This window comes from uncultured Sphingomonas sp. (assembly GCF_913778135.1).
Classification (GTDB): domain Bacteria; phylum Pseudomonadota; class Alphaproteobacteria; order Sphingomonadales; family Sphingomonadaceae; genus Sphingomonas.
In genome coordinates this window covers 1-13,718 of sequence record NZ_CAJYVU010000183.1, presented here as the reverse complement: position 1 = coordinate 13,718, position 13,718 = coordinate 1, and the positions used below count along the sequence as shown (strand labels likewise).

The following is a 13,718-nucleotide window of genomic DNA, read 5'->3' as shown; positions in this document are numbered from 1 at the left end:
GCATGTTCCACGCCTTCTGCGCCGAGCGGCAGTGCCTGACCAAGGCGGTCAAGGACGACATCGCCGACGTGTGCCAGACGACGATCCGGCTGGAGGACAATTTCATCGACCTCGCCTTCGAGATGGGTCCGGTCGAGGGGATGAAGCCCAAGGACATCAAGAAGTACATCCGCTACATCGCCGACTGGCGCATGGGGCAGCTGGGCCTGAAGCCGATCTACATGATCGACGAGCACCCGATCCCCTGGCTCACCCCGCTGTTGAACGGCGTCGAGCACGCCAACTTCTTCGAAACACGCGCGACCGAATATTCGAAGGCCGCGACCAAGGGCCAGTGGAACGACGTCTGGGACGCGTTCGACAAGCGCAAGAAGGCAAAGGACGCGAAGCCGGCGAACGAGGACGTGGTCACGGAAGCGGATATGTTTGGGGGTGTGGCGGCTGAATAGCCGTAGACTACCTTACACCGTTGTTGGGACTCTGAGATGGCGCTGCTTGGTAAAGGATGGGAGGTCATGACCAGCTCAGCGAGCACCATCGCGCCGCGAGCAGCGCCGTCTCAGGATGAACTTTTCCCAATTCGGGCTACGACGGTTCAGCCCTTTGAACAAGGAAAGGACATATCTTTTCGATGCTGGGACGTATCAGGGAGGTTTTTCTATTGCAAAGGCGACTCTTCTAATCGTTCAACCCGCGCTATCGAGGCTGTTTTTACGAGCTTAGCGCTAGAGCTAGGCATCTCCACGGCTCCTTGGTCTACTATCGAATATAGTGGGCAGACATATTTTGGCTCGCAAGATCGTGATTTAACGTCCTCTCACTTTCGTACGAGGGACTTTATACTTTCCACGTCCAAGGACGAGACAGGGAGAGCGTCGCCTTTTCCAGGTTCCTATCTGAGTCAAGTCTTAGTCTACGACCTCTTCATCAACAATCCTGATCGAAGCCCCAATAACTTTGTCCTACTAGATGGCTACGGCTCAGATCGCCTTTGTGCGATCGATTTCGCCGACGCCTCGTTCAAAAGCCTGACGAGCACTGACTTCCCAGTTGCGCTCTCGAACACTCGGCAGCTAGGACGACGTTGCCGCGAGATTCACGGTGAGCATCTAGCGCCTGCCCTCGAGATGGTTGAGCGGATTGAAGGGCTACCGAGAACGGTTTTTTCACGTATAGTGAATGATGTTCGCGACGATTGGTTAGATGAGGTTGCGAAAGGAAGCCTTTGTGAAATTTGGGGTTCATCGGACTTCAGGCGTCGACTTGCACACCTACGCACGGGCCTGACCAGTGGCGACTTGGTATAAGTATGCGATCGCGCGCCTCGCTGCCCACCCGGCCAGAGATGAGCGACTTAACGTCGGCCTGGTTGTCTTTGCCGAAGGGCGCGTTGATGCGCGACCCGCACGAAATCTAGAGAAGATTAAAGCAATTTCGTACGCTATTGATCCTAGCAGAATTCGCGAAAGCTTTAATGCTCTCACTAATTTCGGCAGCCCAGGTTCGCTGGAAGAGATGTCACCTCCTGAAGACCTCATTGCAGAACTGGCATTTTTAACGCCCTTCCATTTTTCAGCGCTTGGTCAGTTCGAGGCCCACTCACATTCCTCTTACGAGGAATCGGTTAAGGCAATTCTCGGCACCCTAGTAGAGCCTGAACCTGCGCCTATTAAACGGCAAGTCCGCCGATCGAAATTGCTTACCTCAATCAAGTCGGCTCTGCGGCAAGAGGGTGTGCTTGCCCGCCGCGGGGAAGACCTAACAGCTCATCGCGTTGTTGCAGGTTGGCCACTTGCTGAAGGGCTCTCCGCAGACTTAGTTCTTCAGAATGGCGCCATGCATGTTTTTGAAACGATCGATGCAGACTCAACTGATGTTTCGAAGCGGAAGGTTATAAGTGAAATAGGCATTTCGGCGCTTGTGTTAGAGCAAGCGAGAATGCTTTACGGCGAGGCCTCAACTAAATCTCGTCTAGTTTATACAGCAAGTGCTTCAAACGAAACCCTTCTTGGCCCTGCTCTTCACGCAGCAGAACATCAAGGAGCGCAGCTTGTAAACTGGTCGAGTCATGATGATCGGCAAAGCTTGCTAGTCGCTATCACGAAAGCAGCAACTCCAATCGAGCGATCCAACAAGGCTCGACCAATAAATGCTAGTACACAGTCTCAGTTCAAGTTGAACTAACAGCCCTTACGCTCTGTCCTACACACCCCGATCCCGCATACCTCTCTGCGCTCCTCTCACACGGAGCACACACATGACCGCTCGCCGTTCTGCCGCCGCTCGATCAACCGGGCATGACCCCGCACATGACAACGTCACCGACCTGCCGCTGCCCCCGCCCGTGCCCCTGCGCGTGCGCGCGGATGGCTGGACCGCCGAGCGGCAGCGGACCTTTCTGACCGTCTTGGCGGAGACGGGTTCGGTCAGCGCGGCGTGTCAGGAGGCGGGAGTGTCGTCGCGCTCCGCCTATCGCCTGCGCGCGCGGCCGGATGCCGAGGGCTTCGCGCGCACCTGGGATCAGGCGCTCAAGATCGCGACGGTGCGCCTTACCACGCTCGCGTTCGAGCGCGCGACCCGCGGCACGGTGCGCGAGGTGTGGAAGGACGGCACGCTCGTCCAAACGACGCGCGAGCCGAGCGACCGGTTGCTCGTCTTCCTGCTCCAGCACCTGCTGCCCGCCGGAAAGCCCGGCGATCGCTGGGACGGGTTCGAGGCGATGACCGATGCCGCGCGCGGCACGTTCCAGCGCTCGCTCGGCACGCTCGGCGATCACGCGTGCGAGATGGTGCCGACCCTGGTGCAGGATTACTTCCCCGACGAACCGAAGGATTGCCGTGACGCGACATGAGGTCGCGCGGTGCGATCGTCGCGCGATCGGCTCAAACGCCTCGAACGTCCTCGCACGCGCGCGCACATGCGTAGGGGTGTGACTTTAGTGACCTTCCGCGCCCCCACCGCTTCGAGAGCCAAACGATGCAACCCCGGCGCGGCACCGCGCGTCTGCTCTCCCGCACGCAGGAGGATCGGTGGCCGGACGGGTGAAGCGCAAGGCGGGGCTGGCGGAAGCAGAGGCGCTCGCCGCGCGCGCCGTGCCGCCGCCGGTCTGCGCGCTGTGCGGTCGCCCGCTAGGGGTAAAGGTCGAGTGGCACCATGTGGTGCCCAAAAGCGAGGGCGGCACGCACACCGAACCGGTGCACCCGATCTGCCACCGCGCGATCCACGCCGCCGCCGACAACCGCACGCTGGCGGTTGCGGGCACGCTGGACGCGATCCGCGAACTGCCAGTGATGGCGCGCTTCCTGCGCTGGATCGCGGACAAGCCGCCCGACTTTCACGCGCCGACCAGACGCGCGCGCTGAGACTGCGCATCGATTCGGTCGTTCGACGCCGCACCGGCGACCAAGGCCGAACATGGCGGGGTGCGGCGGCTTTGTGGCAGCCATGTTGCGCTGCGGCAGCTTTGTGGCACCCGCGTTCATGAAGACGAAAGAAAGCGTGTCGTTCCGGCCACAGTTTCTATTTTGTGCGGGTGTTGGCGCAGATTTGCGCAACCCTGTTCATTTCTGCCGGTTAGGTGGGCCTCGGGTACGCTGCCACAGGCGGTCACCCCCGATAAACAGATAAAACTATACCGAGGTTCATCATGCGTAAGCTCGTTCTTGCGACGGCCGTTGCCGTGTCCGCTCTCGCCGCTGCTCCTGCGTTCGCGCAGGACGCGTCCTATCCGTCGACCACCGACACCACCTACGGTCAGACGACCACCGACACGACGACCGCGCCCGACGGCACCAAGGCGTTCGGCATCGATCCGTATTTCGCGATCCGCGGCGGCTGGGAGCAGTTCGACAGCGAGCCGAACAAGGCCGGCATCCCCCCCGTCAACCGTCGCGACAAGCTGAACGGTTCGCTGGTCGAGGGTCTGGTCGGCTTCAACGTGCCGCTCAACGCCTTCTTCGTCGGCGCCGAGGGTAACGTCGCCAAGGGCGTGTCGGGCGACATCGACTGGGAATATGGCGCCGCCGGCCGCTTCGGCTTCCGCGCCGGTGAGAGCGGCCTGTTCTACGGCAAGGTCGGCTACCAGTGGGTCAACTTCGACAAGCGCGTGAACACGAACCGCGACTATGACGATGTCACCTACGGCATCGGCTTCGAAGTCGGCCCGAAGGACATTGGCCTGGGCGGCCTGACCGGCAACGCGGGCTTCCGCCTGCGCGGCGAAGTGTCGTCGTTCGGCTGGGTGCACAGCTTCCGTCCGACGCTGGGTATCGTCACCCACTTCTGATCTTCCGATCAGGACCTACGCGCCGGTTGCGTAGCGCGCGGGGTTCAACAGGGGAGCGGGACCGCAGGGTTCCGCTCCCCTTCTCGTATCACTCAGGCGCGCGGCAGCCACTCGGCGAGGATTGCGTTGACCGCCTCGGGCGCCTCCTGCTGCACCCAGTGCGACACGCCCGGCAGCCGCCGGATCGTCAGGTCGGACACGAACCGCTCGGTTCCGTTCAGCGTTTCCAGTCCGAGTGCAGTATCCTCCTCACCCCAGACGATCAGCGTCGGCACCTCGACCCGGCCGCCGTTGCGCAGCTTCATCGCATCGCGGTGGCGCGCCGCGGCACGGTACCAGTTGATCATCGCGGTCGCCGCGCCGGGTGCTCGGGCCGCGGCGGCGTAGACGTCGAGCACCTCGCCCGGAAAGCGCGACTTGTCGACCGCCAAGCCGCGAAAGGCGTGGCGCACCGCCGCAGCACCGTTCGCGGTCATCGCACGCTCCGGTAACCACGGCAGCTGGAACGCCGCCATGTACCAGCTCCGCCGCCGCTGCGGCCAATGCTTCAACGCCTCGGCAAAGCAGATCGGGTGCGGCAAGTTCATCACCACCAGCCGCTCGAGCGGCCGGACGCGGTTGATCGCAAACATCCACGCGATCGCCCCGCCCCAGTCATGCGCCACCAGCGTCAGCTTGGCGGCACCGCTGGCGTCGAACAGCGCCGCGGCATCGGCAACGATCCGGTCGGCGCTGTAGGCGGCAACCCCTTCTGGCCTGGACGACGCGCCGTAGCCGCGCTGGTTGGGGGCCCAGACGCGGTAACCCATCTCGGCCAGCAGCGGCATCTGATAGCGCCACGAGAAGTTGAGCTCGGGAAAGCCGTGCAGACACAGCGCCAGGTGATCGCCCTCGCCGGCCTCCGCCACCTCGAACGTCAGCCCGTTTGCGGCCACCTTTCGCAGCGTGATCCCGCTGTCGGCGGGCGGCGTCCAGGCGGGCGTCACGCCCGGCGGCTGAGCTGGAACGTCGGCGTCACGCCGCTAAAGTTCGGAATGTCGGCGTTCACCTGAGCGGAGCGCGGTTTTGCCATCGCCTTCTGAAACGCCTCCATCGACGCGAACTCGACCTGCGCGATCGTCGAGAAGGCGGGGTTACCCGACAGCCCGGCGAGCGCGTGGTAGACGGTCGTGCCCGTCACCGCGTCGCCCCAGATCTCCTTGACGAGCGGCAGGTGGTGCTCGGCGTAATAGGCCTCATTGAACGGCTCGTCGGCGTCGTAAGGGTAGACGACGGTCATGGTCACCACGGGCGCGCTCCTCTCGTGAACGCCGCTGCACGACGTCTTCAGATGACCAGCATAATTGTGGTTCTGTCGGGCGCAACACCGCTGCTGCGCCGCGCGCTCAACCGCGGCGGCGGCGTTTCGGCGGCGGGGTTTGCTGGCGCAACGTGTCGAGCAGGGCGGCGGCGGCGGCGGTTTCGGCTTCCTGCTTGCTGGTGCCGGTCGCGCTCGTCTCATCGCGGCCGACCGCGACGCGGACGGTGAAGCGCGGGGCGTGGCCGGGGCCGGAGCGGTCGGTGACTTCGTAGGCCGGGGTGGCGCGACGGTTGGCGGCGGCCCATTCCTGCAGCGCGGATTTGGGATGCTGCGGCGCGGCACCATCGGCGTGGATACGATCGGCCCATAACCGCCGCACGACAGCGCGCGCGGCATCGAGCCCGCGCTCGCGGTAGAGCGCACCGAGCAGCGCCTCCATCACGTCGCCGAGCACGTTGTCACTCGCCGCCGCGCCGTCGTCGCGCGCCTGCTTGCCGAGCCGCAGGTGCGGCACGACGCCCAAGTCGCGCACCACAGCGGCGCAGACCGAGCCGGTCACCAGTGCGTTGAACCGCTTCGACAAATTGCCCTCGGGCTCGTCGGGGAACGTCTCATACAGCCACTCGGCCATGATCAGCCCGAGCACGCGGTCGCCCAGAAACTCCTGTCGCTCGTAGCTGTCGCCCGTATGACTCGAATGGGTCAGCGCGCGCTGATAGGGTGCGATCTCGAGCGGGCGAAAACCGAGCCGCGTTTCGATCCAGTCGGCAAGCTCGCTCAAAAGCCCTCCCCGATTCGGCGCCAGCGCGCGGCGGACACCCAAGTCCACGGCTTCAACCACTCCGCCGAGCCATCGGTCGACCAGAAGTTGACGATCGCCTTGCCCTCGATCCGCTCCATCGGAATGTAGCCCATCCCCTCGGGCGGGGCGAAGCGGCTGTCGGCGCTGTCATCGCGGTTGTCGCCCATCAGGAACACGTCGCCCGCCGGCACGCGGTAGACCGGCGTGTCATCGGCGATCGGGATATATTCCTGATCGATCACCATGTAGCTGCGCCCGTTGGGCAGCGTTTCGCGGAACTGCGGGTAGCGGCAGATCGGCTGGTTGTTGGTGCCCACATCCTGGAATTGCGTGCCGCACTTGTCCTCGGGGAAGTTGGGCGAGATCGGCACGATGAAGTCGGCGACGCGCTGCTTCGGGATCGCCTTGCCGTTGAGGAACAACTGCCCGCGGCGCATCTGCACGGTGTCGCCGGGCAAGCCGATCACGCGCTTGATCACGTCGTGATCGTCGGGCTCCATGCTGCGGAAGACGACCGTGTCGCCGCGGGTCGGGTTGGAGGCAAAGATGCGCCCCGGTATCAGCGGCACGCCGAACGGCAGCGACCAGCGCGAATAGCCGTAATTCCACTTCGACACGAACAGATAGTCGCCGATCAGCAGCCGGGGCAGCATCGATTCCGACGGAATGGAGAACGGCGCGAAGATGAAGCTGCGCAGGATAAAGACGAAGAGCGCGAGCTTGAGCAGGAAGCGGAGCGTTTCCTTGGTCTCGGACGCTGCGGTCTTGCCCGCGGGGGTGCTGGTGGCCATGACCGTCCGGTCGCGCAAGCGGCGATGCGCGTCAAGCTTGGTTTCGGAGCAGGGCTTTCGGGGCAAGCGGACCCTTGATGCGCGTCGCCCGTTCGGGCGGCTGACGGATTTGCTAGCAGGACGAGATTATCATGGCTGACTGGTCACCCATCGAGGCGCTGCCGACCGAACGGCTGGAGGCGCTGTTCGCGGCCGATCCGGAGCGGCTGAAGCGGCTGACGCTCGACGTCGCGGGAATCCACTTCGACTGGGCGAAGACGCACCTGACCCCCGACATGATCGCCGCGTTCGAGCAGCTGGCGAAGGAGTGCGACCTCGCCGGCAAGCGCGAGGCGATGTTCTCTGGGCAGCACGTCAACGTGACTGAGGACCGCCCGGTCGAGCACACCGCCGAGCGCGGCGAAGGCAACCCCGACTCGGTCGCGCGCGCGGGCGCCTATCACGCGCGGATGCGGGCGCTGATCGACGCGATCGAGGCGGAGGCGTTCGGCCCGGTCAACCACATCCTGCACGTCGGCATCGGCGGCTCGGCGCTCGGCCCGCACCTGCTGGTCGATGCGCTCGGGCGGGACAGCGACCGCTACGATGTCGCGATTGTGTCGAACGTCGACGGCATGGCGCTGGAGGACGTGTTCGACCGCTTCGATCCGGCGACCACGCTGCTGGTGGTCGCGTCCAAGACCTTCACCACGACCGAGACGATGATGAACGCCGAGAGCGTCATCGCCTGGATGCAGGGCGCGGGCGTGTCCGATCCCTACGGCCGCGTCGTCGCGGTCACCGCCTCGCCCGACAAGGCGATCGAGTGGGGCGTCGACGAGACGCGCGTGGTGCCGTTCAGCGAAGGCGTTGGCGGGCGCTACTCGCTGTGGTCATCGATCGGTTTCCCGGCCGCGATCAAGCTCGGCTGGGACCAGTTCGAGGAATTGCTGGAGGGCGCGGCGGAGATGGACCGCCACTTCCGCCTGTCGGCGCTGCACGAGAATGCCCCCGCGCTCGCCGCCTTCGCCGACCTCTACTACACGCAGGTGCGTCACGCCGAGACGCGCGCGCCGTTCGCCTACGACGAGCGGCTGCGGCTACTGCCGAGCTACCTGCAACAGCTTGAGATGGAATCGAACGGCAAGGGCGTGACGGTCGACGGCAAGCCGGTCGGGCGGCCGACCTCGCCGATCACCTGGGGCGGCGTCGGCACCGACGCGCAGCACGCGGTGTTCCAGCTGCTCCACCAGGGCACGCACCTGGTGCCGGTCGAGTTCCTCGCGGTGATCGAGGCCGGCGACACGCTGTCGGAGGAGCACCACAAGAACCTGCTGCTGAACGCGTTCGCGCAGGGTGCGGCGCTGATGAAGGGGCGCGCGAATCCCGACGATCCGGCGCGCGCCTATCCGGGTGATCGGCCGTCGTCGACGCTGCTGCTCGACCGGTTGGATGCGCGGACGCTCGGCGCGTTGATCGCCTTCTACGAGCACCGCGTGTTCGTGAACGGCGTGCTGCTCGGCATCAACTCGTTCGACCAGTTCGGCGTCGAACTGGGCAAGGAGATGGCCAAGGCGGCGGCGAAGGGCGGCGGCGACTTCGATCCTTCCACCAACGACCTGATCGCGCGCGCGTTCGGCGGCGACGACGCGGACGGCGAGTGATCCTCGCGCTCGTCGCGGCCGCGAGCAGCCTGAGCGTTGCCGAGATGAAGTGGCAGCGCCGGGTGCTCGTCGTCGCGGCGCCGGGTGCGAGCGACCCGGCGCTCGCCACGCAGCGAGAGACGCTGCGCGGATGGCGTCGGGGTGCGGAAGACCGGGATGTGCAGGTGGTGGAGATGATCGGCGGCCGAGTGACCGGCGCGCGCGATACGGCGGCGGCGCTGCGTACGCGATTGCGCCTGCCCGCGGCACGCTTCGCGGTCGTGCTGATCGGCAAGGACGGCAATGTCGCGCTGCGCTCGGCGGAGCCGGTGCTGGCCGATACGTTGCAGGGGCGGATCGACGCGATGCCGATGCGCCGCGCGGGGCAGCGCTAGCGCGATCCGCTCGTCCCCGGTACGAGCGGCCTCAATCAGGAATAGAGATAGCAGGACCAGCGACATGCCCGATTTCGACTATGACCTGTTCGTCATCGGCGCGGGCTCGGGCGGGACGCGCGCGGCGCGGGTGTCGGCCGCGCATGGCGCGCGCGTCGCGGTGGCGGAGGAATACCGCGTCGGCGGCACCTGCGTCATCCGTGGCTGCGTGCCCAAGAAGCTGCTCGTCTACGGCGCGCACTTCGCCGAGGACCTGAAGGACGCGCAGCGCTTCGGCTGGAAGGTGCCCGACGCGCCCGAGTTCGACTGGCAATGCCTGACCACCAACGTCTTCTCCGAGGTCGACCGGATCAACCGCGCCTACACGACGACGATCGAGAGCAGCGGCGGCGAGATCATCCACCAGCGCGCGACTGTGTCTGGCCCCAACGAGGTGACGCTCGCCGACGGGACGAAGAAGACCGCGGGCAAGATCCTGATCGCGGTCGGCGCGCACCCGATGGTGCCCGAATGTCCAGGGCACGAGTACGGCATCACCTCGAACGAGGCGTTCCACCTCGACGCAGTGCCCAAGCGCATCCTGATTGCGGGCGCGGGCTATATCGCCAACGAATTCGCGGGCATCTTCCACCAGCTCGGCGCTCACGTCATCCTGATGAACCGCAGCAAGGAGATCCTGCGCGGCTACGACCTGCAGATCCGCGATCGGTTGCTGCAGATCAGCATGATGAAGGGGCTGGAGTTCCGCTTCGATGCCACGTTCCAGGGCATCGAGAAGGGTGAGGACGGTTGCCTGACCGTCAGCATGTCGAACCACGAACCCGTCACGGTCGACGCGGTGATGTTCGCGACCGGCCGGCTGCCCGCAACCCGCGGACTGGGGCTAGAGAACGCGGGCGTCGAGGTCGACGAGCTCGGCGCGATCAAGGTCGACGAGGACAATCGCTCGACCTGTTCGTCGATCTTCGCGGTCGGCGATGTCACCAACCGCATCCAGCTGACCCCGATCGCGATCCGCGAGGGGCAGGCGTTCGCCGACACGCAATTCGGTGGCAAGCCGACTCGCGTCGACTATGACTGCGTACCCTCCGCGGTGTTTAGCCACCCGCCGATCGGCGCGGTCGGGATGACCGAGGCGGAAGCGCGGCAGAAGCTCGGCTCGGTCCGCGTCTATTCCTCCGACTTCCGCCCGATGAAGAACGTGCTCGCCAACCGCGACGAGCGCGCGCTTTACAAGATGGTGTGCGACGGCGAGACCGACCGCGTCGTCGGCATCCACATGATCGGGCCCGACTGCCCCGAGATCATCCAGGCAGCGGCGGTCGCGGTGAAGGCGGGGCTGACCAAGGCGCAGTTCGACGCCTGCGTCGCGCTTCACCCGACGATGGCGGAAGAATTGGTGCTGATGAAGTAACGGGCGGAGGCGGATTGCGTCAGCAATCCGCACTCACGTCACGTCGGGCAGCGAACGGGCGCAGCCCGCTCGTCTGACGACGTGGCGACATGGCACTCGCTCCCCCGCAATCAAAAGATACGTTGATCTGCATCAATCCGTCCGGTTCGAGCGTATCTGCGCGGGCTCGATGGTCGAGCCGGAGATGGATCATGCTACGCAACAAGATGCTCGGCGCGATGGCCGCCGCCACCCTGATCGTTGGTGCGCCCGCGATCGCCAAGACCAACCCGCGCGTCGGCGGCGCGGCGATGTACCCGACCAAGACGATCGTGCAGAATGCCTCGGCTGCCAGCAACCTGACGACGCTGGTCACTGCCGTAAAGGCCGCGGGCCTCGTCGACACGCTGAGCGGTCCGGGTCCGTTCACGGTGTTCGCGCCGACCAACGCCGCCTTCGCCAAGCTGCCGGCGGGTACGCTCGACACGCTGACGCGTCCGGAGAACAAGTCGCAGCTCACCAACATCCTGACCTATCACGTCGTGCCGGGCCGCATGACCGCGAAGGACATTGCGGCGGCGATCAAGGCGGGTGGCGGTACCGCGACGCTGACCACGGTGCAGGGCGAGCCGCTGACCGCGAAGATGATGGGCAGCAAGCTGGTGCTGACCGATGCAAAGGGCGGCATGTCGACCGTCACGACCGGCGACGTAATGCAGTCGAACGGCGTCGTGCACGTCATCGACACGGTGCTGATGCCCTGATGCAGAGCGAGCGGGCGGGGCGGACGACCTGCTCTGCCCGCTCATCTACTGCCGTACAATTACCCGGCCACCGCGCCGCGCTCACGCGCGATTACCGCCAGCGTGAAGCGTGAGATACACACCAGCTTGCCCGCCTCGTCCTCAATCCTGATCGACCAGATCTGCGTCGTCCGCCCGCGCGCTTCGGGACGCGCGGTCGCGTAGACGAAGCCGTCGCCCGCCGGCCGGACGTGGTTGGCGTTGATCTCCAGCCCCACCGCGGCGAACTGCGCCGGATCGACCGTCATCGCGCCCGCGACCGATCCGATCGTCTCGGCGAGCACGACCGAGGCACCGCCGTGGAGGCGCCCGTACGGCTGCTTGGTCCGCTCGTTCACCGGCATCCGCGCGCGGATCCAGTCGTCGCCAACGTCGACGAACTCGATGCCGAGGAACCCCGGCATGCTGCCCTCACCCAGCTCGGTCAGCTGCGCAAGGTCGGGAAGTCCGTTGTGCCAGATCATCGCGTTTTCTCCCCGGTGCCGAACGGCAGGATCGTCTCATATTGCACCAGCGGCGGGGCGCCGGCCACCCGCGCGCCGCGACGCAGCAGAAAGGCGTGGCGTACGATCTCCGCCTGCTGCTCCAGCCCGTAGCGTGCGAGAGGCCAGCCTGGCCGGACGGTGTAATCATAGCGGCAGAATGGATGCCGTGCGAGCGGCAGGTAGACGCCGCGCTGGTGCTGCCAGATGTGACACATCTCGTGGACGAACAGCCCCTGTTCGCCGAGTGAGGCGTGCGCGAAATCGTCGCGCCACAACTCGCCCTTGGGGTGGAAGTGGATCGTGCCCGCGGGCGCCATCACCGTATCCCGCGGCTGGAAAAAGGCCCATTTGCGGTTCGACACCCGCACCTGCGTGTAATCGATCGCGTCGCCGTAGACCGAGTGCGCTAGGTTGATCTCGCCCTCGGTCAATCCGCGCGCGGTCACGTCGACGGCCATTACTCCGGCCCGCTCGCCCCCGCGCTTACCACCTTGGCCTCGGCGACCGCGGTCTCGCCATCGGAGAAGCGGAACGTCATCGTTGCGGTCTTGCCGGGCGTGAGGCCTGCGGGCACGTCGAACAGCATCGCGTGGCGCCCGCCGGGCTCGAACGGCAGCGTCGCGCGCGCGGGCAGGTCGACCGAGGGAGTCGCGTCCATCGTCATCATGTCGCCCGCGGTCATGCGCGACAGGTGGAGCTCGACGCGCGGCACGCCCGCGACCGATACGCTGACCAGCTTCGTGTCCGCCTTGCCGCCGTGGAGCGTGAAGTAACCCGCCGCCGGTCGGCCCGGCACCGCCGCCAGCCGCACCCAGGCGTCGCTCGCCGCCGGCGCCTCGATCTTCGCGCAGGACGCGGTCAGCGCCGCGAGCGTCAGAACTGCCAGCAAGCCCTTGGCCACGATATTTCTCCCAGCATGGAACAACCCCGACGGCCTAGTCGCGGCAAAATCTTGCGGCAAGAAGCGCGCCACCTATATCGCCCCCCAGACAAGGAGGGTTGCGCTGCCGTAACGGGGCGTGACCGTATGTTTTTCATCGTTGTAGGGGCTAGGCAAAGCACTCATGGCAAAAGTTATCGGTATCGATCTCGGCACGACCAATTCCTGCGTTTCGGTGATGGAGGGCGGCAAGCCCAAGGTGATCGAGAACGCCGAGGGCGCGCGTACCACGCCGTCGATCGTCGCCTTCGCCAAGGACGGCGAGCGGCTGGTCGGCCAGCCGGCGAAGCGTCAGGCGGTCACCAACGGCGACAACACCATCTTCGCGGTGAAGCGCCTGATCGGTCGCCGCTTCGACGATCCCGTCACCAAGAAGGACACCGAGCTGGTCCCGTACAAGATCGTACGCGGCCAGAACGGCGACGCGTGGGTCAATGCAGGCGGCAAGGATTATAGCCCCTCGCAGATCAGCGCCTTCACGCTGCAGAAGATGAAGGAAACCGCCGAGAGCTACCTCGGTGAGACGGTGACGCAGGCGGTCATCACCGTGCCGGCCTACTTCAACGACGCGCAGCGCCAGGCGACCAAGGACGCCGGGCAGATCGCAGGGTTGGAGGTGCTGCGCATCATCAACGAGCCGACCGCGGCGGCGCTGGCCTACGGCCTCGAAAAGCAGGACGGCAAGACGATCGCGGTCTACGATCTGGGCGGCGGCACGTTCGACGTCTCGATCCTCGAGATCGGCGATGGCGTGTTCGAGGTGAAGGCGACCAATGGCGACACCTTCCTGGGCGGCGAGGATTTCGACAACAAGATCGTCGATTATCTGGCGCAGGGCTTCCAGAAGGACGAGGGCATTGACCTCACCAAGGACAAGCTTGCGCTCCAGCGCCTGAAGGAAG

At 65.3% G+C, this 13,718-nt stretch carries 18 protein-coding genes; 11 read left to right on the top strand and 7 right to left on the bottom strand.

Features of this window, described 5'->3' with window-relative positions:
* The 6 genes from QZ847_RS16040 to QZ847_RS16020 form a co-directional block, all read left to right on the top strand.
* Nucleotides 1-449: ribonucleotide-diphosphate reductase subunit beta (locus tag QZ847_RS16040; protein WP_294358450.1), on the top strand; the 449-nt coding region annotated here is incomplete at its 5' end.
* 36 nt (nt 450-485) lie between these two features.
* Complete coding sequence (locus QZ847_RS17040) at nt 486-1,307, top strand: HipA family kinase (protein WP_366930209.1); 822 nt, start codon at nt 486-488, stop codon at nt 1,305-1,307.
* Nucleotides 1,291-2,184 carry a hypothetical protein gene (locus tag QZ847_RS16035; protein ID WP_294358447.1) on the top strand — a complete coding sequence of 298 codons (894 nt, stop codon included), beginning with the start codon at nt 1,291-1,293 and terminating at the stop codon, nt 2,182-2,184. The genes QZ847_RS17040 and QZ847_RS16035 overlap by 17 nt, the downstream gene beginning before the upstream one ends.
* 73 nt (nt 2,185-2,257) lie before the next feature.
* The gene (locus tag QZ847_RS16030; RefSeq protein ID WP_294358445.1) at nt 2,258-2,851 is read left to right on the top strand and encodes a hypothetical protein; all 594 of its coding nucleotides are present in this window, start codon (nt 2,258-2,260) and stop codon (nt 2,849-2,851) included.
* Between the two features lie 208 nt (nt 2,852-3,059).
* Complete coding sequence (locus QZ847_RS16025) at nt 3,060-3,362, top strand: HNH endonuclease signature motif containing protein (RefSeq protein ID WP_294358454.1); 303 nt, start codon at nt 3,060-3,062, stop codon at nt 3,360-3,362.
* 284 nt (nt 3,363-3,646) lie between these two features.
* Nucleotides 3,647-4,285 (top strand): opacity protein, encoded by a 639-nt coding sequence (locus tag QZ847_RS16020; protein WP_294358443.1) that lies wholly within the window; start codon nt 3,647-3,649, stop codon nt 4,283-4,285.
* Nucleotides 4,286-4,377: 92 nt separating this feature from the next.
* Here QZ847_RS16020 and QZ847_RS16015 read toward each other — a convergent pair whose 3' ends face one another.
* The 4 genes from QZ847_RS16015 to lepB form a co-directional block, all read right to left on the bottom strand.
* Nucleotides 4,378-5,271, bottom strand: coding sequence for an alpha/beta hydrolase (locus tag QZ847_RS16015; RefSeq protein WP_294358440.1), 894 nt, complete (start codon nt 5,269-5,271; stop codon nt 4,378-4,380).
* The gene (locus tag QZ847_RS16010; protein WP_294358452.1) at nt 5,268-5,564 is read right to left on the bottom strand and encodes an EthD family reductase; all 297 of its coding nucleotides are present in this window, start codon (nt 5,562-5,564) and stop codon (nt 5,268-5,270) included. Before QZ847_RS16010 ends, QZ847_RS16015 begins: the two co-directional genes overlap by 4 nt.
* A 106-nt stretch (nt 5,565-5,670) precedes the next feature.
* The gene (gene rnc, locus QZ847_RS16005) at nt 5,671-6,366 is read right to left on the bottom strand and encodes a ribonuclease III (RefSeq protein WP_294358438.1); all 696 of its coding nucleotides are present in this window, start codon (nt 6,364-6,366) and stop codon (nt 5,671-5,673) included.
* Complete coding sequence (gene lepB / locus QZ847_RS16000; protein WP_294358435.1) at nt 6,363-7,178, bottom strand: signal peptidase I; 816 nt, start codon at nt 7,176-7,178, stop codon at nt 6,363-6,365. Before lepB ends, rnc begins: the two co-directional genes overlap by 4 nt.
* Nucleotides 7,179-7,309: 131 nt before the next feature.
* On the opposite strand from lepB, the gene pgi reads away from it, so the two are divergent.
* The 4 genes from pgi (at nt 7,310) to QZ847_RS15980 (ending at nt 11,352) form a co-directional block, all read left to right on the top strand.
* The gene (pgi, locus tag QZ847_RS15995) at nt 7,310-8,821 is read left to right on the top strand and encodes a glucose-6-phosphate isomerase (RefSeq protein WP_294358433.1); all 1,512 of its coding nucleotides are present in this window, start codon (nt 7,310-7,312) and stop codon (nt 8,819-8,821) included.
* On the top strand, nt 8,818-9,195 hold the full coding sequence (locus QZ847_RS15990; protein WP_294358430.1) for a DUF4174 domain-containing protein: 378 nt from the start codon (nt 8,818-8,820) through the stop codon (nt 9,193-9,195). The genes pgi and QZ847_RS15990 overlap by 4 nt, the downstream gene beginning before the upstream one ends.
* A gap of 64 nt (nt 9,196-9,259) precedes the next feature.
* The gene (gorA, locus tag QZ847_RS15985; RefSeq protein WP_294358427.1) at nt 9,260-10,609 is read left to right on the top strand and encodes a glutathione-disulfide reductase; all 1,350 of its coding nucleotides are present in this window, start codon (nt 9,260-9,262) and stop codon (nt 10,607-10,609) included.
* 191 nt (nt 10,610-10,800) lie between these two features.
* A complete protein-coding gene (locus QZ847_RS15980; protein ID WP_093005357.1) occupies nt 10,801-11,352 on the top strand; it encodes a fasciclin domain-containing protein in 552 nt (183 codons plus the stop codon).
* Between the two features lie 59 nt (nt 11,353-11,411).
* Here QZ847_RS15980 and QZ847_RS15975 read toward each other — a convergent pair whose 3' ends face one another.
* The 3 genes from QZ847_RS15975 to QZ847_RS15965 are packed head-to-tail and all read right to left on the bottom strand — an operon-like array spanning nt 11,412 to nt 12,777.
* Nucleotides 11,412-11,855 (bottom strand): hotdog fold thioesterase, encoded by a 444-nt coding sequence (locus QZ847_RS15975; RefSeq protein WP_294358425.1) that lies wholly within the window; start codon nt 11,853-11,855, stop codon nt 11,412-11,414.
* Nucleotides 11,852-12,334, bottom strand: a complete 483-nt coding sequence (locus QZ847_RS15970; RefSeq protein ID WP_093005353.1) for a vgr related protein — start codon at nt 12,332-12,334, stop codon at nt 11,852-11,854. Before QZ847_RS15970 ends, QZ847_RS15975 begins: the two co-directional genes overlap by 4 nt.
* Nucleotides 12,334-12,777, bottom strand: a complete 444-nt coding sequence (locus QZ847_RS15965; RefSeq protein WP_294358421.1) for a copper chaperone PCu(A)C — start codon at nt 12,775-12,777, stop codon at nt 12,334-12,336. Before QZ847_RS15965 ends, QZ847_RS15970 begins: the two co-directional genes overlap by 1 nt.
* Before the next feature lie 163 nt (nt 12,778-12,940).
* Here QZ847_RS15965 and QZ847_RS15960 point away from each other — a divergent pair.
* Nucleotides 12,941-13,718, top strand: a 778-nt coding sequence (locus QZ847_RS15960; RefSeq protein WP_294358418.1) for an Hsp70 family protein, incomplete at its 3' end; no start/stop codon positions are given.